Annotated in this window: 18 protein-coding genes; 12 read left to right on the top strand and 6 right to left on the bottom strand. The window is 62.3% G+C overall.

Annotated elements, in window-relative coordinates; all coding sequences use genetic code 11:
* The first annotated feature begins 78 nt into the window (after positions 1-78).
* The 5 genes from H0485_RS14760 (at position 79) to H0485_RS14780 (ending at position 5652) form a co-directional block, all read left to right on the top strand.
* Positions 79-1119: a substrate-binding domain-containing protein gene (locus tag H0485_RS14760; protein WP_226936715.1), complete on the top strand. Its 1041-nt coding sequence runs from the start codon at positions 79-81 to the stop codon at positions 1117-1119.
* A gap of 81 nt (positions 1120-1200) precedes the next feature.
* A complete protein-coding gene (locus H0485_RS14765; RefSeq protein ID WP_226936716.1) occupies positions 1201-1986 on the top strand; it encodes an ATP-binding cassette domain-containing protein in 786 nt (261 codons plus the stop codon).
* A gap of 1 nt (position 1987) precedes the next feature.
* Positions 1988-3241, top strand: a complete 1254-nt coding sequence (locus H0485_RS14770) for a sugar ABC transporter permease (protein WP_226936717.1) — start codon at positions 1988-1990, stop codon at positions 3239-3241.
* Positions 3242-3277: 36 nt separating this feature from the next.
* A complete protein-coding gene (locus H0485_RS14775) occupies positions 3278-4006 on the top strand; it encodes an SDR family oxidoreductase (protein ID WP_226936718.1) in 729 nt (242 codons plus the stop codon).
* 11 nt (positions 4007-4017) lie between these two features.
* Positions 4018-5652 carry an FGGY-family carbohydrate kinase gene (locus H0485_RS14780; protein ID WP_226936719.1) on the top strand — a complete coding sequence of 545 codons (1635 nt, stop codon included), beginning with the start codon at positions 4018-4020 and terminating at the stop codon, positions 5650-5652.
* 223 nt (positions 5653-5875) lie between these two features.
* Here the strand turns inward: H0485_RS14780 and H0485_RS14785 are convergent, their stop codons facing one another.
* Positions 5876-6289, bottom strand: a complete 414-nt coding sequence (locus H0485_RS14785) for a DUF982 domain-containing protein (RefSeq protein ID WP_354002453.1) — start codon at positions 6287-6289, stop codon at positions 5876-5878.
* A 100-nt stretch (positions 6290-6389) separates the two neighbouring features.
* Here H0485_RS14785 and H0485_RS14790 point away from each other — a divergent pair, with 100 nt between their 5' ends.
* The 7 genes from H0485_RS14790 to H0485_RS14820 all read left to right on the top strand — a co-directional run bounded on the left by H0485_RS14790 (position 6390) and on the right by H0485_RS14820 (position 17291).
* Complete coding sequence (locus H0485_RS14790) at positions 6390-6596, top strand: cold-shock protein (RefSeq protein ID WP_226936721.1); 207 nt, start codon at positions 6390-6392, stop codon at positions 6594-6596.
* A 535-nt stretch (positions 6597-7131) separates the two neighbouring features.
* Complete coding sequence (locus H0485_RS14795) at positions 7132-10236, top strand: response regulator (RefSeq protein ID WP_226936722.1); 3105 nt, start codon at positions 7132-7134, stop codon at positions 10234-10236.
* Positions 10233-11093 (top strand): CheR family methyltransferase, encoded by an 861-nt coding sequence (locus tag H0485_RS14800; protein ID WP_226936723.1) that lies wholly within the window; start codon positions 10233-10235, stop codon positions 11091-11093. Before H0485_RS14795 ends, H0485_RS14800 begins: the two co-directional genes overlap by 4 nt.
* Positions 11083-12912 carry a response regulator gene (locus H0485_RS14805; RefSeq protein ID WP_226936724.1) on the top strand — a complete coding sequence of 610 codons (1830 nt, stop codon included), beginning with the start codon at positions 11083-11085 and terminating at the stop codon, positions 12910-12912. Before H0485_RS14800 ends, H0485_RS14805 begins: the two co-directional genes overlap by 11 nt.
* A gap of 220 nt (positions 12913-13132) precedes the next feature.
* Positions 13133-13483 (top strand): hypothetical protein, encoded by a 351-nt coding sequence (locus tag H0485_RS14810; RefSeq protein WP_226936725.1) that lies wholly within the window; start codon positions 13133-13135, stop codon positions 13481-13483.
* A gap of 1 nt (position 13484) precedes the next feature.
* Positions 13485-16328, top strand: a complete 2844-nt coding sequence (locus tag H0485_RS14815) for a response regulator (RefSeq protein ID WP_226936726.1) — start codon at positions 13485-13487, stop codon at positions 16326-16328.
* 3 nt (positions 16329-16331) lie between these two features.
* Positions 16332-17291 (top strand): diguanylate cyclase, encoded by a 960-nt coding sequence (locus H0485_RS14820; RefSeq protein ID WP_226936727.1) that lies wholly within the window; start codon positions 16332-16334, stop codon positions 17289-17291.
* Positions 17292-17373: 82 nt separating this feature from the next.
* Here H0485_RS14820 and H0485_RS14825 read toward each other — a convergent pair whose 3' ends face one another.
* The 5 genes from H0485_RS14825 to bhcD form a co-directional block, all read right to left on the bottom strand.
* A complete protein-coding gene (locus H0485_RS14825; RefSeq protein ID WP_226936728.1) occupies positions 17374-18882 on the bottom strand; it encodes a tripartite tricarboxylate transporter permease in 1509 nt (502 codons plus the stop codon).
* Positions 18883-18894: 12 nt separating this feature from the next.
* Positions 18895-19452: a tripartite tricarboxylate transporter TctB family protein gene (locus H0485_RS14830; RefSeq protein ID WP_226936729.1), complete on the bottom strand. Its 558-nt coding sequence runs from the start codon at positions 19450-19452 to the stop codon at positions 18895-18897.
* A gap of 127 nt (positions 19453-19579) precedes the next feature.
* A complete protein-coding gene (locus tag H0485_RS14835; protein ID WP_226936730.1) occupies positions 19580-20563 on the bottom strand; it encodes a Bug family tripartite tricarboxylate transporter substrate binding protein in 984 nt (327 codons plus the stop codon).
* Between the two features lie 111 nt (positions 20564-20674).
* Positions 20675-21376 (bottom strand): GntR family transcriptional regulator, encoded by a 702-nt coding sequence (locus H0485_RS14840; RefSeq protein ID WP_226936731.1) that lies wholly within the window; start codon positions 21374-21376, stop codon positions 20675-20677.
* Between the two features lie 187 nt (positions 21377-21563).
* Positions 21564-22523, bottom strand: coding sequence for an iminosuccinate reductase BhcD (gene bhcD / locus H0485_RS14845; protein WP_226936732.1), 960 nt, complete (start codon positions 22521-22523; stop codon positions 21564-21566).
* Positions 22524-22531 lie beyond the last annotated feature (8 nt).

Below are 22531 nucleotides of genomic sequence, written 5' to 3' on the forward strand. Positions count from 1 at the left end.
GGAAAAGTCCGGGCGGCAGGTCAGAGGGCTGTTCCTTCAGCAGGCGCCCCGGGCATGTTAAACATGGAGGAGGAAACCATGACCAGACTTACAGGCCTGCTGTCCACATCGGCCGTCTGCGCCGCTTTCATCGCCACTGCGGCTTCGGCCCAGACCGTGGCCTTCCTGATGCCGGATCAGGCATCAACCCGCTATGAAGAACATGACTGGCCCGGTTTTGAGGCCAAAATGGCCGGGCTCTGCGCTGATTGCACGCTGGTCTATCAGAATGCCAATGGCGATGTGGCGCTGCAGCAGCAGCAGTTCAATTCGGTGATCGCACAGGGCGCCAAAGTGATTGTGCTCGATCCTGTCGATTCCGCCGCAGCCGCCGGGCTGGTCGAGATCGCCCATTCCCAGGATGTGAAGGTCATCGCCTATGACCGCCCCATTCCGGACAAGGTCGCAGATTTTTATGTCTCTTTCGATAATGAGGGCATCGGCTATGCCATCGCCCAGTCGCTGGTCGAGCATCTGAAAGCCTCGGGCGTGCCCGATGGCGCGGGCGTGCTGCAGATCAATGGCTCGCCCACCGATGCTGCCGCTGGCCTGATCCGCGACGGCATCGACCGCGCCCTTGATGCCTCGCCCTATAAAACCCTGTCCGAATTTGACACCCCCGACTGGGCACCGCCGAAAGCCCAGGAATGGGCCGCAGGTCAGATCACCCGTTTCGGCGGTGATATCAAAGGCATCGTGGCGGCGAATGACGGCACCGGCGGTGGCGCGATCGCGGCGCTGAAAGCGGCAGGGGCTGATCCGCTGCCGCCGGTCACCGGCAATGACGCGACCATTGCCGCGCTGCAGCTGATCATCGCCGGGGATCAGTATAATACCATCTCCAAACCCTCTGAAATCGTTGCCGCGGCGGCGGCTGAAGTGGTGGTGAAACTGCTGGCGGGCGAGACGCCGCAAGCCACGACCACGCTTTACGACACGCCCTCGCAGCTCTTTGTTCCGGCCGTGGTCACCCAGGCCAATATCAAAGAGCTGATCTTTGATGCCGGCATTCAGACCAGTGCCGAGGTCTGCACCGCCGAATATGCCGATGCCTGTGCGGCCCTCGGCATCACTCAGTAACCAGCGCGTTTCGTGACGCCTGGCGCATGAGCCCCGGCCTGCCCGTGCCAGCGGGCAGGCCAACCCTGCAGAGGAAAAAACATGAGCACCCCTGGTTCGGCCCCGATCCTGCGCCTCAATGGCGTCTCAAAAAGCTTTGGCGCGGTTTCCGCCCTGACCGATATCGCGCTTGAGGTTTACCCCGGCGAGGTGGTCGCGCTGGTCGGCGACAATGGCGCGGGCAAATCCACGCTGGTCAAGGTCCTGGCCGGGGTGCATCAGCCCACATCGGGCATAGTGGAATTCATGGGCGAGGAGGTGTCGCTGACCTCGCCTGGCAAAGCGCTTGAGCTGGGCATTGCCACGGTATTCCAGGACCTGGCGCTTTGTGAAAATCTTGATGTCGTCGCCAATCTGTTTCTGGGCCAGGAGCTTTCGCCCTGGCGGCTCGATGAGGTGCAGATGGAGGTCCGCGCCTGGACCCTGCTCAAAGAGCTCGCGGCCCGCATCCCCTCGGTGCGCGAACCTGTGGCATCGCTTTCGGGTGGGCAGCGCCAGACCGTCGCCATCGCGCGCTCGCTGCTGACCAGCCCGAAGATCATCATGCTCGACGAGCCCACCGCCGCCCTTGGTGTCGCCCAGACCGCAGAGGTGCTGAACCTGATTGAGCGGGTACGCCAGCGCGGGCTGGGGGTGATCCTGATCTCGCATAATATGGATGATGTGCGGGCCGTGGCGGACCGGATTGTCGTGCTGAGGCTCGGGCGCAACAATGGCGAGTTTACCGCCGATACCTCGCACCAGGACCTTGTCGCCGCAATCACCGGCGCCAGTGAAAATGCGGTCTCGCGCCGCGCCGCCCGCAAGAATGAAGAGGCAGTTCAGTAACATGGCGCAAGACACTCAACAAACCGCACCGGTCAGCCTCGACAGGGCCGACAGCAGGCTCCGCCATGATCAGGGGCTGAGGGGCGCGCTGCGCGGCTTTATCGATCAGGTGCGCTCGGGCGATCTCGGTATGCTGCCGGTGGTGATCGGTCTGATCCTGATCTCAACCGTATTCACCATCCTCAATCCGGTGTTTCTGGCCCCCAATAACCTGGTGAACCTGCTGTTTGATGCCGCCGCCGTGGGGCTGATCGCGCTTGGCGTGGTCTGTGTGCTGCTGCTGGGCGAGATTGATCTCTCGATCGGCTCGATGAGCGGCCTTGCCTCGGCCATGGTCGGGGTGCTCTGGGTTCAGGCCGGGCTGCCTTTGCCGCTGACCATTCTGGCGGTGGTGCTGACCGGGGCGCTGGTCGGCGCGGTCTATGGCCTGCTGCGCAATGCCTTTGAAATGCCCAGCTTTGTCGCAACGCTTTCAGGCCTGCTCGCGCTGCTCGGGTTGCAGCTCTATCTGCTGGGCCCGACCGGCTCGATCAACCTGCCCTTCTCATCCTCTCTGGTCCGCTTTGGCCAGATCCTGATCCTGCCCGCCTGGGTCTCCTATCTGCTGGCAGTGCTGCCAGGGCTGCTGATCATCACCGGCGGGCTTCAGAACGGACAAAAGCGCCGTGCGGCAGGTCTGAGCGCGCCGGGACTGAGCGTGACCATCACCAAAGCCGCAGCCCTCAGCGCGGCGCTGATCTTTGCCGTCTATTACCTCGAGCTGGGGCGCGGCGTGCCGCTGATCTTTGGCGTCTTTACCCTGTTCGTGGTGGCGCTGAATTATGCGCTGACCCGCACCAGATGGGGCCGCTCGATGTTTGCCGTCGGCGGCAATGCCGAAGCCGCCCGGCGCTCGGGCATCAATGTCCGGCGCATCCGGCTTTCGGCTTTTGTCATCTGCTCAGCCCTTGCCGCGCTTGGCGGTGTCTTTGCCGCCGCACGCCTGGCCTCGGCCAGCCAGCAGGCCGGTACCGGGGATGTGAACCTCAATGCGATTGCCGCAGCGGTGATCGGCGGCACCTCGCTTTTTGGCGGCCGTGGCTCGGCCTGGTCGGCTTTGCTTGGCGTGATCGTCATCATGGCGATCTCAAACGGGCTGACGCTACTGAACCTCTCATCCTCGCTGCGCTATATGATCACCGGAGCTGTCCTCGCCATTGCAGTGATCGTTGACTCGCTCGCCCGCCGCTCCCGCGCCAGCCATGGCCGCGCCTGAGCCCGTGCCAGACATCTGTTTTATCGGAGAAGTAACATGACCGGACGCCTGCAAGGTAAAACCGCCGCAATCACCGGGGCCGCTTCAGGGATCGGCCTGGAATGTGCCCGCATCCTGATCGAGGAAGGCGCAGAGGTGGTGCTGATCGACCGGGCGGCCGACCGGCTCGCCACGCTTTGCCAGGATCTGGGGCCTGCGGCAAAACCGCTGGTGGTCGATCTGCTGGACGGAAAGCAGGTGTCCTCGATGCTGCCGAAAATCGAGGCTCTGGTCGGGCCGCTGGATATTTTCCACGCCAATGCCGGGGCCTATATCGGCGGCCCGGCGGCAGAGGGCGATCCTGATGCCTGGGACCGGATGCTGAACCTTAATATCAATGCCGCGTTCCGCTCGGTCCAGGCGGTGCTGCCTGCGATGATCGAACGTAAAACCGGCGATATCATCTTCACCAGCTCGGTTGCCGGCGTCGTGCCGGTGATCTGGGAGCCGGTCTATACCGCCTCTAAATTCGCGGTACAGGCCTTCCTGCATGCAACCCGGCGCCAGGTCTCGCAATATGGGATCCGCATGGGCGCGGTGCTGCCTGGCCCGGTGGTGACGGCGCTGATCGATGACTGGCCGCGCGAGAAGATGGAAGAGGCTCTGGCCAGTGGCTCGCTGATGCAGCCGCGCGAAGTAGCCGAGGCCGTGCTGTTCATGCTGACCCGCTCGCGCGGGGTGGTGATCCGCGATCTGGTGATCCTGCCAAACAGTCTCGATCTGTGACGGAGGCGCAGATGGCACTGAGCGCACCAAAGCTGCTTCTGGGGATCGATGTCGGCACCGGCAGCGCCCGGGCCGGGCTTTTCACCCTGGCGGGTGAAATGCTGGCCACGGCAAAACACCCGATCTCGCTGCACCGCGAAGGCGGGGATATCGTCGAGCAATCAAGCGAGGAGATCTGGCAGGCGGTTTGTCATGCGGTGCGGGAAACCCTGGCCAGTGCCGGGGCCGATCCGGCCCAGGTCACCGGAATCGGCTTTGACGCCACCTGCTCGCTGGTCGTTCTGGGCGAGAATGGCGCGGCGCTGCCGGTCGGCGACCCGGCACATCCCGAGCGCAATATAATGGTCTGGATGGATCACCGGGCCCTGCCCCAGGCGGAGCGGATCAATGCCAGCGGGCACCGGGTGCTGGACTATCTGGGCGGCCGGGTCTCGCCCGAGATGGAAACGCCGAAGCTCTTGTGGCTGAAGGAAAACCGGCCCGGGATCTATGCCAGTGCCTGGCAGTTCATGGATCTGACCGATTATCTCACCTGGCGCGCCACCGGCGATCTTGCGCGCTCGGTCTGCACTGTTACCTGCAAATGGACCTATATCGCGCATGAGGCCAGCTGGGATGCCTCCTATTTTAGCGCCATTGGCCTTGGCGATCTGGCCGAAGAGGGGTTCAGCCGGATCGGCGCCAATGTCGTTGCCGTCGGCAGCCCGCTTGGCACCGGGCTGAGCGAAAAAGCCGCCCGCGACCTCGGTCTGATCCCCGGCACAGCGGTCGGGGCCGGGCTGATCGATGCCCATGCGGGCGGCGTCGGATCGGTCGGCGCACGGGCCAGCGGTGGCCCCGGGAGCAATATGGCCTATGTGTTCGGCACCTCTTCCTGCACCATGACCTCAACCACTGAACCGGTCTTCGTGCCCGGCGTCTGGGGGCCCTATTACTCGGCCATGATCCCGGGCCTGTGGCTCAATGAGGGCGGCCAGTCGGCGGCAGGGGCGGCAATTGAGGCGCTGCTGAACCTGCATCCCTATGCCGAAACCGCAAGACGGCAGGCAGAGGAACAGGGTCTGAGCCTGCCCGACGCCCTGACCGCTGCAGTCGAGTCGCGGCTGAACAGCGAGGCGGATCTGGCCGGGCTGCTCGGTACTCTGCATGTGGTGCCGGAATTTCTGGGCAATCGCGCGCCCTTTGCCGATCCGAATACCCGGGCCGCCATTATCGGCCTTGGCATGGATCAGGGCTTTGACAGCCTGCTCTCGCTCTATCTCGCGGGGCTGTGCGGCATTGGCTATGGCTTGCGCCAGATCCTTGAGGTCCAGGCAAAGGCCGGGGCTGAGGTGGGGCGGATCGTGATCAGCGGTGGTGCGGGCCGCAGCCCGCTGATCCGCCAGCTGCTGGCCGATACCACCGGGGTCGAGGTCGCTGCCCCGGCAGCGGAAGAGCCGGTACTGCTCGGTGCGGCCATCCTGGGCAGCGTCGCCTCGGGCAGTCATCCGGACTTTCCCCAGGCCATGGCACAGATGTCGCGTTTTGCGACCTCCTACACGCCACGGGGCGGTGAGATGCAGGATCTGCATCTCAGCCGCTTCCGTATCTTTGAAAAGCTGCAAAGCCTCACCCGCGAGGCGATGACGCCCGGCGCGGCCCGGTGAGTTCCTGACCCGGACCGCCTCCATGATAATGCGATCTTCGTATTGCTATGGAAGGGCCTGAAACCGGGGGGCTCACCGCGCCCCCCGGGCTTTTTCCAAAGCAGCTATAGCCTGCGGTTGATGGCAGTGCTGCGCGAGGCGTGACATGACGCGGCAGCGAAAGGCTCTCATCCCGATATCCGGCATCAGATATCAGGCCGCAGGCGCAGTGCCGGGTCAGGGCTTATGTCCCGGCTACGCAGGAAACGCCGGAAACAGGCGAAAAGCCCGCAGTGGTGGCGGCTGCCATGAAGGCAAGGCGCGCGCTGGCGGCGTCTGACAGGCAATGCATCGCGGAATCGATGCGTTCAAGCGCCCTCTGACGCGCTTTATCCTGTACCGGCCAGTCTTTCCGCAGCCAGTAACGCGCCTGTTCGATTGTTGAGATTTTTCGGATGTCACCCGCAGGAGTGACGGCAATATGCAGGGGTTTGCCCCAGTCAGTTTCTATCATTGCTCTTATCTGGGGATCAGGGGCCGCGCTTGCAAGACCCGGCGCAAAAGGCCTTGCTCGCGGCTCTGTGACGCCCGGGCCCGGCGAAAAAAATCGCAAAATGTCTTGCTCCGTCTGGCCTGATCCTGTAGGCGTTATGAGCATTTCGTTTTTCGACCCTGATCCATATGGCGCAGCTCTCGATTATCGCTCGTGCCAAGCCGTCACATGTTGTGGGCGGCATCTACTAAAAAGGATCCTCACGATGGCAAATGGCACCGTGAAATGGTTTAACGAAACCAAAGGCTTCGGTTTCATCGCTCCGGAAGGCGGCCGCAAGGACGTGTTCGTGCACATCACCGCTCTCGAGCGTGCTGGCCTGCGCACCCTGAACGACGGTCAGGCTGTCAGCTTCGACATCGAGCCGGGCCGTGACGGCCGCGAATCGGCTGTCAATATCAAGGTTCTGTGATAGCTGGCCTGCCTCACCGGCAGGCTGCCTGACCAGCAATAGTACAGTGACAGAACGGGCCTAGCCGCCAGATCCGTCGTTTTCCCTATCGGGGTGACATTGCGATGAATATGTCCTGTCAGCTTCTGTAAGTCAGACACAACGAGCGCCCGGAAGAGCAATTCTTCCGGGCGCTTTTGTATTCCAGAAGAGAAGCGGCTCCGCCCCCCTGCGCAATGCGGCCAGCCGTGCCGCATCGGCGTTACCTGCCCGGACCAGCCAGGGCAGAGACCGGGTACTGCCCCGGAAGTCGTTGCGAAAATCACCGCGCCAGACCCTGCCCGCCCGCCGTCCGCTCAGTCAGCACAGCCAGTGGCAATGTCACACGACAAGGCTGGATTTATCCCGGCAAAACCCCTACCCCTATAACACGATCTTTCGCGCTGGCATAATCGCGGAGGATTAGTGTTTTAAGACATTTGCAGCAGCAGGCACCACGCAGGTCTTCCGCCCGATGCTGAGATTGGTACCGGTCGGACCGGGGGGAAGAATGCGCATGAAGGCTGCCAGAGCAGGCTATTATGACTATGCGGTCGGCATCTGCATCCTGGTGATTTTCGCAATCACTCTGGCAGTCGATTTCACCGCGCCGCTCGGCTATTCGGTCTGGCTCGGCTATTTCATCGCCATGGTGCTCAGTTTCAGCCTCAGTTTCCGCTGGCTGCCCGCGGTGATTGCGGCCTCGGCTACCCTGGTGATGCTGCTGGGCTATCAGCTCGACCCGCGCGAGACCAATGCCGCCCTTGCCCTGGTCAACCGCAGCCTCGCCAGCATTTCTCTCGCCTTGCTGGCCATTGCCGGAACTATCCTGATCCGCAACCGTCTGCGCATCGCCGGTGCCGACTGGCGCCATGCTGCTGAAATCCGGCTGGCAAAAGCGCTTGAGGGCGATCTCAGCCGCGCTGAAATCGGCAACCGCAGTCTCAGCCTGATCGGTGAGTTGCTTGAGGCAAGGGCTTCGGTGCTATGGGGGATGCAGGAAGGCGCGCTGGTGCCGCTGTCTTCCTGGGGCACCGCCGAGACACCACAGCCCTTGCAGCGCGACGCGCCGGGGCGCAATGGCGGTCATCTCTGGCGCGCGCTCGGCAGTGACAGGGCGCTTGTCCTGACCGCGCCCGCTGGGGCCGCGCTGAACTGGGGCACCGCGCTTATGCAGGGCCGCGCTGCCTGTTCGGTGATCATCCCGACCCGCGAAAACGGCCAGACCAACGGGCTGATTGAGCTTGGCCTCGACCAGGAACCGGATGAAAGCACGCTCGCCCTGCTGGAAACGCTTGGCATGAAAATCGGCATAGAGCTGCGCTCGGCCGTTTACCGCGACGAGCTGCAGCATCTGCTCGATGAAACCCGCCAGCAGGCCGAAGAGCTGCACAGCCATGCCGAGCGTCTCGCCGCCACCAATGAGGAGCTGGAGGAGCAGACCGAGGCGCTCAGACGCAGTGACGCGCTGCTACGCGATCAGCAGGCCGCGCTGGAAGAACAGAATACCGAACTTGAGGCCCAGACCGCCCAGCTGGAAGAACAGCGCGACGCGCTGGCGCAATCGGGCGGCAGGCTGGCAGCCCAGGCCGAGGAACTGGCCCGCGAAAGCCGCTACAAATCTGAATTCGTTGCCAATATGTCGCATGAGCTGCGCACGCCGCTGAATGCGCTGCTGATCATGGCGCGGCTGATCACCGAAAACCGTCAGGGCAATCTGACCACCGAACAGACCCGCTGGGCCGAGACGATTGAAAGCTCTGGCAAGGATCTGCTGCGGCTGATCAACGACATTCTGGATCTCGCCCGGATCGAGGCCGGCAAGGTCGAGATTTCGCCCGAACCCAGCGATCCGCGCGATATTGCCCGGCGCATCGCCCGGGCTTTTGCCTCGGCTGCCTCGGATAAAGGCCTCAGCCTGGAGGTGGATCTGGAGCCGGATCTGCCGGAAATCATCACCGATCCGGCCCGGGTCGAGCAGATCCTGCGCAATTTCGTCGGCAATGCGCTGAAATTCACCGCCAAAGGCTCGGTCACCCTCTCGGCCCGCCGCGAAGGCGAAGGTGTGGCGCTCTCGGTCAGCGACACCGGCATTGGCATCGACGCTTTGCAGCATAAAGCCGTCTTTGAAGCTTTCCGCCAGGCCGATGGCTCGATCTCGCGCAAATTCGGCGGCACCGGCCTTGGTCTCGCGATTTCGCGCGACCTCTCGATTTTGCTCGAAGGCAGTATCAGCCTCGACAGCCGCCCCGGCGAGGGCAGCACCTTTACCCTGCATCTGCCTGCCGCGATCCTGAATCCGGGTGAGCCCGAGAGCGCGGGATCTGCCCCCTCCCCCGGGGCGGCAGAGGCGAACAGCCAGGCCATGATCGTGCAGCGCCCAGCCGGACGCAGGGCCCGCCTCGCCGATGACCGAAACGACATCGGTGAAGGCGATCGCAGCCTGCTGATCGTCGAGGATGACGCGGCTTTCGCCGGCATCCTGCTGGATCTGGCGCATGAGCGCCAGTTCTGCGCCATTATTGTCTCGACCGCGGATGAAGCGGTACGGGCGGCGAAAACCTATCTGCCCCAGGGGGTTATCCTCGACATGGGCCTGCCGGACCATTCCGGCCTGACCGTGCTCGACCGCCTGAAACGCGATCCTGCCACCCGGCATATTCCGGTTCATGTGGTCTCGGCCGCCGATCACACCCGTGATGCCATGGCCAAAGGCGCAGTCAATTACCTGCTGAAGCCGGTCGCCCGCGAGGATCTGCTCGGCGCGCTCGACAGCATTTCGCAACAGGCCGATGCGCGGATCCGTCATCTGCTGGTGGTTGAGGATGACCCGGCGCAGCTCTCGGGCATCAAATCTCTGCTCGGATCGGATGAGGTCGAGGTGACCGGGGTCTCGAGTACCGCCGAAGCCCTCGCCGCCTGCCGGGCCCATACCTTTGACTGTATCGTGCTGGATATGAACCTGCCCGATGGCAGTGGCTTTGATCTGCTCGAACAGCTGAACAGCGATGACAGCGCCTCATTCCCGCCGGTGATCGTTTACACCGCCCGGGCGCTGAGCGAGGCCGAAGAGCGGCGCCTGAGGCGCTATTCGCAGTCGATCATCATCAAAGGCGCGAAATCCCCGGAGCGGCTGATCGATGAGGTCACCCTCTTCCTGCATCAGGTGGTTTCAGATCTGCCGCAGAAACAGCGCGAAATGCTCGCCGCCTCGCTTAACCGCGATGCCGAGCTGGAGGGGCGCAGAATCCTCGTGGTTGAGGATGATGTCCGCAATATCTACGCCCTGACCGGCGTGCTCGAACCGCATGGCGTGCAGGTCAGCATTGCCCGAAATGGCCGCGAAGCGCTCGACAGGCTGGGCCGGATCGCCGATGGTTCTGATCCGCAGATCGATCTGGTGCTGATGGATGTGATGATGCCGGAAATGGACGGGCTGACCGCCACCCGCGAAATCCGCCGCATTCCGGCCTGGCGCAGCCTGCCCATCATCATGCTCACCGCCAAAGCCATGGCCGATGATCAGGCGAAATGCCTTGCGGCCGGGGCGAATGACTATCTGGCAAAGCCGCTTGATGTAGATAAATTGCTGTCGCTGATCCGCGTCTGGATGCCGCAATGACAGCGCAGCGACGCCTGGCTGACCCTGTCAGGGATATCGAGCTTGATCTGTTTCTCCAGGCGCTGAACCGCCGCTATCATTACGATTTCAGTGCCTATGCCCGCAGTTCGGTACAGCGCCGGGTTGAGGTGGCGCGCAGCCGTCTGGGCTGTGAGACGATCTCACAAATGCAGGGCCGGCTGCTGCGCGAACCGGCGCTGCTGCATGATGTGATCGACGCGATGACCGTACAGGTCAGCGATCTGTTTCGTGATCCCGGCTATTATCTGGCGCTGCGTCAGGAGGTTCTGCCCTATCTGCGAACCTTCCCCTCGCTGAAAGTCTGGGTGGCAGGCTGCGCCAATGGCGAAGAACTCTATTCGCTGGCCATCCTCTTTGCCGAGGAAGGGCTGCTGGAGCGGACCATGTTCTATGCCACCGAAATCAACCGACGGGCGCTGAGCAAAGCCGCGGCCGGGATCTATGAAACGGCCCGCATTCCGCGGTTCAGCGAGAATTATCAGGCGGCAGGCGGCCGGACCACGCTTTCGGATTATTACACCGCCGCCTATCGGGGCGCGGCCTTCCACCGCCATCTTCGCCAGCGCACTTTGTTCTCTGAGCATGATCTGGCAACCGATGAGGTTTTCAGTGAAATGCATCTGATTTCCTGCCGCAATGTGATGATCTATTTCGACGAAACCCTGCAGAACCGGGTGCTGGGCCTGTTTGCCCAATCGCTGGTGCGGGGAGGGTTCATTGGGCTTGGCGCGCATGAAACCCTGCGTTTCTCTGATAAAAAACCGGCTTTCACCTCTTTCAACGAACAAGAGCGCATCTGGCGCCGGTCGAACCTGAGTGAGCTTCATGATGTCTGAGAGAGCCATTCGCTTTTTGCTGGTTGATGACCTGCCGGAGAACCTGCTCGCGCTTGAGGCGCTGCTGCAGCGCGACGGCCTGGAAATTCATAAGGCGCATTCCGCCAGCGAAGCGCTGGAACTGATGCTGCAATATGATTTCCGCCTGGCTTTCGTGGATGTTCAGATGCCAGGCACCAATGGCTATGAACTGGCCGAGCTGATGCGCGGCACCGAACTCACCCGCGAAATTCCGATCATCTTTGTCACCGCCGCCGATCAGAGCGAGATCCGCGATTTTCAGGGCTATGAGGCGGGCGGCGTCGATTTCATCTTCAAGCCGATTGATCCGGTGATCCTGCGCTCCAAGGCCGAGATTTTCTACCGTCTTGCCTCGCAGGCCAATAACCTTGAGCGCCAGCGTGATGAGCTGCGCGAAATTGCCCAGGCCCGCGATCTGGCGATTGCCTCGCTGCGCGCGCATGCCGATAATTCGCCGCTGGCGCTGATCGAATGCGATGCCCGGCTGAATGTGGTCAGCTGGTCGGGCGGAGCAGAGCGGATATTTGGCGTCGCGCCCGCGAAGGCGATCGGCAGAGCGCTCGCCGAAGCCGGATGTTTCCCGCATGACAGCCTTGAGTTGTTCGCAGACTGGATCAGCTCAGCCGGAAGTCAGGCGCGCCACAGCGCCGAAACGGTGGCAAACGGCGCCAGCGGCACGATCAATTGTGAAATTTATGGTTCAGTGGTGCTGGATCCGGCGCAGGGCCGCCCCTCTCTCTCGCTGCAGATCCTTGAGACCACCGAGCGCCATGAGGCTGAAAAAGTGCGCTCTCTGCTGGTGGGTGAGCTGAACCACCGCATCAAGAATACCCTTGCCAATGTGCAGGCCATCATGCGCCAGACGCTGCGCACCTCCTCCACCCTGGCCGGGTTTAACGAACGTTTCAGCGGCCGGCTGCAGTCGCTGGCCCGGGCCCATTCGATCCTGTCTGATGTCACCTGGTCGCGCGCCTCGCTGGGGCAGCTGATCGAGGATCAGTGTGCCGCCGGCACTCTCGACCGTGACCGGCTGGAGCTGAGCGGGCCCGAGATTGCGCTTTCGCCCGAAGTGACGCTGCGCCTTGCGCTGATCCTGCATGAGCTGGCGACCAATGCCGCCAAATATGGCGCGCTCTCGCGCAGTTCCGGCCGGGTGCATCTGTCCTGGACAGTCCGGCAATCGGCGCTGCAGCTGAGCTGGCGCGAGACCGGCGGCCCTCCGGTTATCGCGCCGGTGCAGCTCGGCTTTGGCTCAACCCTGATCGAGAGTGGCGTCGGCGATGGCGAGGTGGCGGTCAGCTGGCAGCCTGAAGGCGTGCTCTGGACCATTGGCATTCATTCGGGCTTTACCGTCGATATGTCGCAGCTGAGCCAGCAGAGCGATCCTGACCCCGCGACCGCCTGCCATGCCGAGGGTTTCGGCGCCTGCCGGGTGCTGCTCGTCGAGGATGAGCCGCTGATCGCCATGGATATTACCGATGTGCTCGAGGATCATGGCGCGCAGGTGGTCAGGCTGGCCACCAGCCTCGAAGAGGCGCTGCTGGCGGCCCGCACCCTTGATTTTGATCTGGCCCTGCTTGACGGCAATCTGCGCGGCGCGCCGGTGGATGTGGTGGCTCAGACACTCCGACTGCGCTCGATCCCCTTCTGCTTTGTCAGCGGCTATAACCGCGAGCACCTGCCCCGCAATTTCCAGGATGTGCCGCTGCTGACCAAGCCGGTCGATCCGATGCGCCTTATCGAAACCCTGCGCCAGATGCGTGGCCTGCCCGCCGCGAATGCCCGCCGCGCCGGATGAAAACAGTCTGACCCGATCTGCCAGCTACAGGCATCTGACCGGCTGCAGCCCCCGGCTAAAGCGCCCGGGCAGCAGCCGTGATTGCGGAAAATCATGTAAAAGCCAACGGTTGCTAAAACATCTTTAAGCTGTATTTGATATTCAATCGTCATTCATGCGCGTGTATCATTTTGATCGCGGCGTATCGGACCGGCTGCAGCTCACGCAGGAAACATCAGTGGTGTCATCTGAGATCGGACAGCAAGACCAGGAAGGCCAAGGCCTGGCCGCGCTCTGGCCTGCAGGGCTGATGCTCTGCGCCGGGCTCGCCGGGCTGGCTCTGGCCACAATCTTCAGTGACGGTGTACCCGGCCAGTATGTTGTCATCGCCCCGCCCTTTGGCCCCCCGGCGCTTGAGATTATCAGCCAGGCCGAGGGTGCGATTGTGGCGGCGGGCGGTTTTGACAATGTGCTGATCGCCGCCTCAGAGCGGCCGGATTTCGCCGATGAGCTGCGCCGCGCCGGCGCGCTGATCGTCTTTCCTGCACCTGCATTCCTGGGCTGCAGCCCCCCCCCTGAGGCAGGAGCCTGAGATGACACCTGAACTGGATTCGATGCGCAGCCGCTTTGGCCGTTTGCTGGTGCTGCTGCTCTGGGCGCATGTGCCGCTGATCGCCGGTGTGGCCTGGCTGAACGGCCAGTCACCGCTGCTGGCCGGCCTCGCGCCAGCCGCCCTCGCGGCCTGCTATCATGCCAGCTATCAGCTGCGCGGCATCGCGCCGGTGACGCGCTATATTTCGGCGATCGCGCTGATGGGCGAGCCGGCGCTGCTGGTCTTTGTCATGCGGGGCCATCCCTGGCAGATGGACATGCATATGTACTTCTTTGCCATGCTGGCGCTGATGATTGCCTGGTTCGACCGCCGCCCCATTTTACTGGCGGCAGTGGCTGTGGCACTGCACCATCTGATCCTGCTCTACCTGATCCCCTTTGCCGTATTCCCCAGCGAGGGCACCCTGTCGCGGGTGCTGCTCCATGCCGCGATTGTTGCCTTCCAGACTGCGGTTCTGGTCTGGCTGGCCGATATGCTGAGCAACGCCTTCCGCCGGATCCGCGAGATGAACAAGGCGCTGGTTGAAAGCAATGCCAGCCTGGCCCAACGCAGCGAGGAGGCCGAAAAGGCCAATAGCGCCAAATCGATGTTCCTCGCCAATATGAGCCATGAAATCCGCACCCCCCTCAATGCGGTGCTGGGTTTTTGCCACCTGTTGCAGCGCACCCAGATGACGCCGCGTCAGGTCGATTACATCACCAAGATCAGCAGTTCGGGCAGCGCGCTGCTGCGGCTGATCAATGATATCCTTGATCTGTCGAAACATGATGCCGGCAAGCTGACCCTCGAAACCACCCCCTTCAACCCGCATGCGGTGATCGAGCATCAGCTGCAGATGGTGCTGGAACAGGCCCGCGAAAAGGGGCTGAAACTCGATGTGCAGAAAGACCCCACCCTGCCCTCGCGCATCGTCGGGGACGAGCTGCGCTTTGGCCAGGTGATCCTGAACCTCGTTAATAATGCGGTGAAATTCACCGAACATGGCTCGGTAACGGTGCGCACCCGGATGCAGTCGCGCGACGAGACTTCGGTTGTGCTGGCGGTTGAGGTGATCGATACCGGGATCGGCATGACCGAAGAGCAGGTCGACCGGCTGTTCACCGCCTTTACCCAGGCCGACAGTTCGATGACGCGCCGCTACGGCGGCACCGGGCTGGGCCTCGCCATCAGCCAGCAGATCGTCGGGCTGATGGGCGGCGAAATTTCGGTGCGCAGCCAACCCTGGCAGGGCACGATTTTCAGCTTTACCGTCAAGCTTGGCCTGACCTCGGCCGGGCCGCAGCTGAAAACCGCGCCGCATCCGGCGCTGCGCCCGCTGCGCTTCCTTTCGGTCGATGACAATCCGGCCTCGCGCCAGCTGGTCCAGGATATTTTCGCGCAATGGTCGATGCAGGCCGATACCACCGCCTCCGGCGCCGAGGCCCTGACCCTGCTTGAGGCTGCAAGCTCTGAGGGCCGGCCCTATGATTGTGTGCTGATCGACTGGAAAATGCCGGATATGGACGGGCTGGAAACCGTCAGGGCGATCAGCGCCAGTAAATATCTGTCGAAACTGCCGCGCATGGTGCTGGTCACTGCCTATGGTTCAGAGGTGCTGACCGGCGAGATCGAGGCGGCCGGGGTCTGCGGCTATCTGCCCAAGCCCCTGGAACCCCAGGCGCTGATCGCCACCCTGGATGAGCTTTTCGCCCCTGAGAGCGAAGCCCCCCCCCCTGCCCCCGGCGAGAACCCTTCTGCCGAAGGCAGCCTGTCGATCCCGATGGTGGCCCCGGCCTTCCGTGGCGCCAGGGTGCTGCTGGTCGAGGATATTGAGATTAACCGCGAAATCGCCGGGCAATTGCTGGAGGATGCCGGGCTGCAGGTCGATATGGCCGAAAACGGGCTGGAAGCGGTCAATGAGGTCAAGGCCCGCGGCAGTGATTTTCAGCTGGTGCTGATGGATCTGCAGATGCCGGTGATGGACGGGCTTGAGGCGACCCAGATCATCCGCGAGACCTATGATGCAAAGCGGCTGCCGATCCTCGCCATGACGGCCCATGCCTATGCCGATGAACGGCAGCGCTGCCTCGATATCGGTATGAATGACCATATCGCCAAACCGGTGAAGCCTGAGGTTCTGGTCGCAACCCTCGACCGCTGGCTGCGCCCGGTAAACACGATCACGGCAGTGCCGCCCATCGCCGCCGCGGCGGCAGCCCCCGCTGCCGTCCTGCCCGATCAGCTGCCTCCATTCGGAATTGCTGAGGCTTTACAGCGGGTCAATGGCAATCGCGCGCTGCTGCGGCGGCTGATCATCAGCTTTGCCGAGACCCAGGCCGATATCTCATCCGAGATCCATATGATGCTGGAACGCGGTTCGCTGGATGAGGCTCGGCGGGCCGCGCATACGCTGAAAGGCCTGGCCGGTTCGCTGGAACTGCCGGATCTGCAGGCCCTCGCGGCTGAGCTGGAGCAGCGCCTCAGGCTTGGCGAGACCCGGGGGCTCGACCCGCTGCTTGATCAGCTGCAAAGCGCCCTTGCCCCTGCGGTTGAGGCGGGCCGCAGTCTGAGCGCTGGTGCGGCGCTGGTCCTGCCCGGCCCGGTCCTGCCCCAGTCCAGCAGCAGCGATACCCGCGCATTGTCCGACCGGCTGCACAGCCAGCTGGTGAAACGCAATCTCGGTGCCCGGAGCAGCTATCTGGAACTGGCAGCCGCCCTTGGCATGGATGCTGTGGCGGCGAGCGCGCATCCGCTTTACAAGGCGCTTGAGCGTCTGGATTACGCCAGCGCGCTGGACGAGCTTGAAACGCTGCGGAGCGCCTCTTCCCTGGCATCGGAGATCTGACACGTGATACAATCCTCTGACCTGCCTGACACCAGGCCAAAGGCGACGATCCTGATTGTTGATGATGAAATCTCGAATATCGAGATTATGAACGAAGCCCTCGGGGATGAGTATGAGATCTGCTTTGCCACTTCGGGTGAGCAGGCGCTTGAGCAGATGCATGTGACCATGCCCGATCTGGTGCTGCTCGATGTGGTGATGCAGGGCATGCAGGGCTTTGAGGTCTGCGAAAAGCTCAAGCAGGATCCGCTGCTGGCCGATGTGCCAGTGATTTTCATCACCGGGCTGAATGATACCGATGATGAGGTGCGCGGCCTGTCGATCGGTGCCATCGATTATGTCACCAAGCCGATCCATCCGCTGATCCTGCGCAACCGGGTGCGCAATCATATCGAGCTGAAACAGCTGCGCGATCATCTGACCGAAATGGCGGTGACCGATGCGCTGACCGGGCTGCACAACCGCCGCAAGCTCGATTCCCTGCTGAAAAAGAACGTCCAGGACCTGCTGCCGGATGAGGGCTGGCTGTCGCTGATCATGCTCGATCTGGATTTCTTCAAGCAATATAATGATGCCTATGGCCATATGAGCGGCGATAACTGCCTGAAAATGGTCGGCGCGGCCCTGAACCGCGCCGTGGTGCGGGTGGCAGGTCATTCGGCGCGCTATGGCGGAGAGGAATTCTGCTGCATCCTGCCCAATTGTCCGCCAGGCCAGGCCGGGGCGGTCGCGGTTGAGATCCGCTATCAGCTGCAACAGATGCGCATTCCGCATGAGCGCTCCGATGTCAGCCCCTATGTCACCATCAGCATCGGGGTGGCCTCGGCACGGGTGCGGGCTGGCATGACCCCGTCAGACTGGGTGCGTTTTGCTGATGCCCAGCTCAGCCTTGCCAAGGCCGAGGGGCGCGACCGGGTCAAACGCGAGATCTTTGGCCAGGAATTTGGCGAGGCGCAGCCCTGATCCCGAGCTGCTGAGCAGAGCCTGCAGCAATGCGAAAGGCCGGGCAGGATTTCCTGCCCGGCCTTTTTATCGGCGAAGTGCCTTACTCGGCCGGAACCGTGCGGCCGCGCAGCCGGGCCAGCAGATCCGAGACCGGGCCCCAGAACAGCAGCACGAATGCCAGCACAATCAGTGTCCCGACCAGCCCGTTGCTGACAAAGACCGAAATATTGCCGCCCGAGCCCAGCATCGCCATGCGGAAGGCCTCTTCCGCCCGGTCGCCAAGCACCAGCGCCAGCACCAGCGGCGCCAGCGGATAGTTTAGTTTTTTCATCACATAGCCGATCACGCCGAACACCAGCATCAGCCAGATATCGAAGATCGAGTTTGAGATCGTATAGGCGCCAATGGCGCAGACCATCAGGATCAGCGGCGCGACCATGCCAAAGGGGATGCGCATCACCGCCGCAAATAAAGGCACCGTCAGCAGCACGATGACCAGACCGGCGAAATTGCCCAGATACATCGAGGCAATCAGCCCCCAGACGAACTCTTTCTGCTCGACAAACAGCAGCGGTCCGGGCTGCAGCCCCCAGATCATCAGCCCGCCGAGCAGCACCGCCGCCGTGGCCGAACCCGGGATGCCAAGCGCCAGCATCGGCAGCAGGGCCGAGGTTCCGGCAGCATGGGCTGCGGTCTCAGGCGCCAGCACGCCCTCGATCTCGCCTTTGCCAAAGTTTTTGCCCCGGCGCGAGAACCGCCGGGCCAGACCATAGCCCATGAAGGAAGCGGCAATGGCCCCGCCCGGCGTCACCCCCATCCACATGCCGACGACGCAGGACCGGATCAGCGTGGCGAAATGCTTTGGCATTTCCATCCAGGTCTTCAGTACCACCGAAAGCTGGATCCCGGCTTTTTTGCCTTTGAACTCCAGCCCCTCCTCGACCGTCAGCAGGATTTCCGAAACGCCGAACAGACCGATCACCACCACGAGGAAGTCAAAGCCACGCATCAGCTCGGAGCTGCCGAAGGTCATGCGCATATCGCCCGAGATCGTATCCATCCCGACCGCCGCCAGCAAAAAGCCAATGCAGAGCGCGACGCCGATCTTGGCGCGGTTCTCGCGCCCCATGCCGATGAAAGAGCAGAAGGTCAGCAGATAGACTGCAAAGAATTCGGCCGGCCCGAAACGCAAAGCGAATTTCGCCACCAGGGGGGCCACCAGGGTGATCAGCAGCACACCGCAGATTGCGCCGATGAAGGAAGAGGTGAAGGCCGCGGTCAGCGCCTCGCCCGCCCGGCCCTGCTGCGCCATCGGATAGCCGTCGAAAGTGGTGGCCACCGACCAGGCCTCGCCGGGGATATTGAACAGGATCGAGGTGATCGCCCCGCCAAACAGTGCCCCCCAGTAGATTGAGGATAAAAGGATAATCGCCGAAGTCGGATCCATGCCAAAGGTCAGGGGCAAAAGGATCGCAACCCCATTCGGACCGCCCAGACCGGGCAGCACCCCTACCACGATCCCGAGCAGCACCCCAAGGATCATGTAGAAGATATTATGCAGCGACAGGGCCAGCTCGAACCCCTGCATCAGCGAATAGAAATTTTCCATTCCGGGGTTTCCTTAATAGCCGAGGGTGATTTCAAGCGGCCCTTTGGGCAGCGGCACCTGGAACTGCAGCTCAAAGACCCAGAAGGCCAGCAGCGGCAGTGCGATCGGGATCAGCACCAGCATGAACCAGCGCGAGCCCCCGACGATCAGCATCAATGTGGCAATAAACAGCGCCGAGGCGACATAGATGCCAAGCGGCCGGATCAGGGCAATATAGAGGATCAGCGGCAGAAGAATGCGGGCGACCTGTTTGAGCTGCGGCACGGTGACGAAGATCTCATCGGCCGGGCGGCGAAAGGCCTGAAGCAGCAAAAACACCGAGAGGGCGAAAAAGATCCAGCCAACCCTTGCAGGGAAATATCCTGATTCCGGGCCCAGTCCTTCGGTCCAGCCGGCGCCAATGCCATAGCTGTCCCAAAGCACGACGGCGCCCAGTACAACCAGCAGCCCGGCGGTGATAATTTCTGCCGTTCGCGCCGAAACACCCGGCTGTTTTGCCTCTGGGTCCAGCTCGGGCGGCCGGCTGACCGCAGCGTCGATTTCGTCATCCCTGGTTTCAAATGCTGTCATCTTCTCCTCGCGATATCAGGATAGCCCGGCGGCGCCCGCCATCCGTTGCGGACAGGGCGGGCAGAAACGACCGGGTGCAGGCCAGGTCGCGGAGAGGATCCCCCCCGCGACCCGCAGAAAGCCGGGGTTACTGAACCAGGAATCCGGCCGCATCCAGCATCGCGCGATGCTTTTCTTCTTCGGCGCTCAGATAGCTGACGAAGTCATCACCGCTTCTGAAGGCAGGCAGCAGAGCGCTGCGCTCCATATATTCGACCCATTCCTCGGTCGCGGCGACTTTGGTGAAAAGATCAACATAGAAGGCCTGCTGCTCTTCGGTGACACCACCGGGCATGAAAATGCCGCGCAGCATCTGATACTGCACATCCAGCCCCTGCGAGGCGCAGGTCGGCACATCATTCCAGGACTGGGTTTCGGTGACTTTTTCGGTATAGGGGATCGGCTCTGCCGAGAAGACGCAGAGCGGACGGGTCGCGCCGCCGCGCCAGTTCGCCACTTCCTCGGCCGGGTTATTGGTGGTCGCGTCGATATGGCCGCCCGCCAGCTGGGTCGAAGCCTGACCGCCGCCGGTATGCGGGATATAGACCGTATTCACACCGGCGACTTTATTGACCCCCAGCGCGATCAGCTGATCCTCGCGTTTTGAGCCGGTGCCGCCCACTTTCAGCGGCACCGCGCTGGCTTTTGCCGCTTCGGCAAATTCACCGGCGCTCTGCCAGGGGGCCGCGGCATTGACCCAGAGCCCGAAGGCATCTTCGGCCAGCATGGCAACCGGGGTGTAATCCTTCCAGCTGAGGTCAAGCTTGGTGGTCATCGGCGTCAGGAACACCCCGGTCGATGTGGTCAGCAGCTTTTGCGGATCACCTGCCGCTGCCTTGATATCGAGCATGGCCTCTGCCCCGGCTGCCGCCGGTTTGTTCACCACCACCACCGGCACGGCAATGAGATTGTTTTTCTGGATAATGCCCTGGATCGTCCGCGCCATCTGATCGGACGCGCCCCCCGGGCTGAAAGGTACAACGATTTCAATGGGCCGGGTCGGCTCCCAGGCCTGAGCCGCAGTGACCGAAAGAACCAGCGCAGCGGTGGCCGCCGTCATATAAGTTTTCATTTTTCCTCCTCCCTGAGGCACGAGAGGCTGGCGTTGCAGCGCCTCGCAGGAAGAAGTCTAGTCGACCTGATTTTGAATTCAATATATCAATAAGAATGGCGAATGCATAATTCACTTATTTTCAACGCCGCGCCCTTCAGCCAGATGGCGCAGCACTGCAATTTTCTTATTGCGCAAATGGTTAAACAAGACTGAGGCCAGATCATCCGCCGCACGTCGCCGCAACCCCTCGAGGATCAGCTCATGCTCGCGCACCGCCTCACTCCAGCGCGCGCCCTGATCGTCAAGATTTGCAGCATAGCGCACCCGCCGGATCCGGCCCTGAACACTGCGCGCACTGAGCGTCAGCGCCTGATTGCCCGCCGCCTGAAGGATCCGGTCGTGAATCATCTGATTGAATCGGAAATAGCCGTGACGATCCCCCCTCAGGTAAAAAGCATACATTTCCCGGTGTAAATGCTCGATTTCATCCAGCTCGGCTGCGGTGATCCGCTCACAGGCGAGGCGCCCGGCAAGGGCCTCAAGCCCGCCCATCAGATCAAAAAGCTCGCCCACCTCTTCGGTGGTCAGCGCTTTCACCCGTGCCCCGCGGTTTGGCAAAAGCTCGATCAGACCCTCGGCGGCAAGCACCTTCAGCGCCTCACGCAGCGGCGTGCGCGAGATCCCCAGCATCTCGCAAAGCAGTTTTTCGGGGACCCGGGCCCCTTCGGCAATATTCCCCTCGACCACATAGTCGCGCAGGCGCGACAGGATCTCACCATGCAAAGTGGTGCCAATGGGCTGTTGCGCCGTGTCGGGGGTTGCGGAATCCATATCATACCAAAGCTGAAAACACCGTCGCAGCCTACTCTGAATTCTTTCCGAACAGAAGAGCCGAGAGGATCATATGTATTCAATCGCATACCTCTCGATACGAACCGCCGAATAATGAATTCACTATTTGCAGATTAAAGCCAGAGAACCTGCAAACGACCTCATTATATTGCGCGGGCATCACAGGTCATACCGTCAGTGCAAGACCCTTCGCAATCGCAGCCTCCAACACCGCAGCACCCACCGCCAGATCCTGCAAAGCCACTCCGGTTCCGTCAAAAAGGGTGATCTCCTCCTCCGAAACCCGCCCGGGATGCTCACCGATGATCACAGCGCCAAGCGGGGTGACAGCTTCCGCCGTGACCAGCCCGGCCGCGATCGCATGCTGGAACTCCCCGATTGTGATCGCCTGAAGTACCTCATCGGTGAACAGGCTGGCCCGGCCCGGCAGCGCGGTTTCCACCTCCTGTTTGCCCCGGGTATCGGTGCCCATACAGGCAATATGCGTGCCCGGCCGCACCTGCGCCACCCGGAGAACCGGCGCGAAAGACGACAGAATGGTGATGATCACATCGGCTTCAGCCCCGAGCTGATCCAGATCCACCGCAGCAAAGGGCAGGCCAAACTCATCCGCAACAGCCGCCAGGCCAGCCAGCCTGGAGGGATCGCGGTTCCAGGCCACGACGCGGCGAAAACGGCGCTGCTCGAGCGCCGCGCGCAGCTGGAAGGCGGACTGATGTCCCGCCCCGACCACCGCCATCACCTCGGCATCGGGCCGGGCCAGATGGCGGATCGAAACCGCCGAGGCCGCAGCCGTGCGCAATGCCGTGATCCGATTGCCGCCGATCACCGCCCTGATCTGCCCGCTCTCTGCATCGAACAGGAAGATCGTGGACTGATGATTGGTCAGCCCCTTCGCGGCATTGCCCGGCCAGAACCCTCCTGATTTCAGCCCCAGCGCCAGGCCCTCACGATCAAAGCCGGATTTAAAGCCGTAAAGCGCATCCGCATAGCCAAGTGCTTCGCGGATCACCGGAAAATTGCGCGCAGCCCCCCGCGCCATAGAGGCAAAAACCGCCTCGACAGCCCGGAAACACTCATCGCGGCTGAGCAGACCCGCAATCACGGCCTCGGGAACAATATACATCTGCAGCC

It is taken from the genome of Pseudogemmobacter faecipullorum (assembly GCF_020539525.1).
Classification (GTDB): Bacteria; Pseudomonadota; Alphaproteobacteria; order Rhodobacterales; family Rhodobacteraceae; genus Pseudogemmobacter; species Pseudogemmobacter faecipullorum.